Source organism: Flammeovirga aprica JL-4, assembly GCF_012844305.1.
Lineage (GTDB): Bacteria > Bacteroidota > Bacteroidia > Cytophagales > Flammeovirgaceae > Flammeovirga > Flammeovirga aprica.
Map to the genome: position 1 here is coordinate 1 of NZ_JABANE010000306.1, position 1,074 is coordinate 1,074.

A 1,074-nucleotide genomic window follows, 5' to 3' on the forward strand; every position below is an offset into this window, starting at 1 on the left:
ATGAGTGGTCGTAACGGCGGCGCTTGGGAAATTACCAGTGCCGGAGTGAAATTCCTTAAGACCCATGGAGGTTGCCTGTGAGTAAGTTAACAGATAACGTTAAAGGTTACGTGAAGGAGCTAGGTGAGCGTGAGACCGAGCATCGTAAGTATTCGTCGTTTTACCTTACGATTTCCTTGAAGGTTACCGAGAGTGACGCTGAGAACGAAGAAGAACTTCTCCCGTACGTTGGTAAAGAGATTGTCGCTACTGGAATGTGGGATGACACTTGGGGTGATGAGCTTTATGACTGGCGAGTATTCTCTGTGGAGACCTCTGAGGAAGATACAGAGGCTCGTTCAGAGTTCCGTGAGTTACTCTCCCACCTCAACGCTGAGGATAACAGTATGGCCCTAGACTTCCTTGAGAAGCACCTTAAGCCTAAACTAGTGGGGAATCGTGTGGAGGTTCACCATGAGTAAGCACACATTGTTATCCTTCAGTGACTACCGGGCAACCCAGAAGATTGCCAAAGGTGTCCTTGTGATGGATGGTGACTGGCTGGTGTTTCAAGCCATGAGTGCCGCTGAGTTCGATGCCTCGTGGGAGGAGGAGATTTGGCACCGTTGCTGTGACCACGCTAAGGCTCGTGAGATTCTGGAGAACTCCATTGAGTCCTACAAGGGCCGTAAGAAGGCGTGGAAGAATGCCGATGTAGTCCTAGCGTTCACCGACCGTGTCAACTGGCGTAAGCTGCTGGTGGACCCAACGTACAAAGAGAACCGAGCTGTCACTAAGAAGCCTGTAGGTTACTTCGAGTTCCTTGAGTCCGTCTTTGAGACCTACACGTGCGTCCTTGAGCCTCAGCTTGAAGGTGATGACGTGATGGGAATCATCGGGTCTAATCCGTTACAGTTCAACTACGAGAAGGCTGTGTTGGTCTCCTGTGATAAGGACTTTAAGACCATCCCGGATTGTGACTTCCTGTGGTGTACGACTGGTAACATCCTAGTGCAGACTCAGGAGACAGCTGATTACTGGCATCTCTTCCAGACTATCAAGGGCGACATCACCGATGGTTACGGTGGGATTCCC

At 50.5% G+C, this 1,074-nt stretch carries 2 protein-coding genes; both read left to right on the plus strand.

What is annotated here, in order from left to right; genetic code table 11:
* Positions 1-77 precede the first annotated feature (77 nt).
* On the plus strand, positions 78-461 hold the full coding sequence (locus tag HHU12_RS34045; protein ID WP_169661167.1) for a hypothetical protein: 384 nt from the start codon (positions 78-80) through the stop codon (positions 459-461).
* On the plus strand, positions 454-1,074 hold a 621-nt coding region (locus HHU12_RS34050; protein WP_169661168.1), incomplete at its 3' end, for an exonuclease. The genes HHU12_RS34045 and HHU12_RS34050, both read left to right, overlap by 8 nt.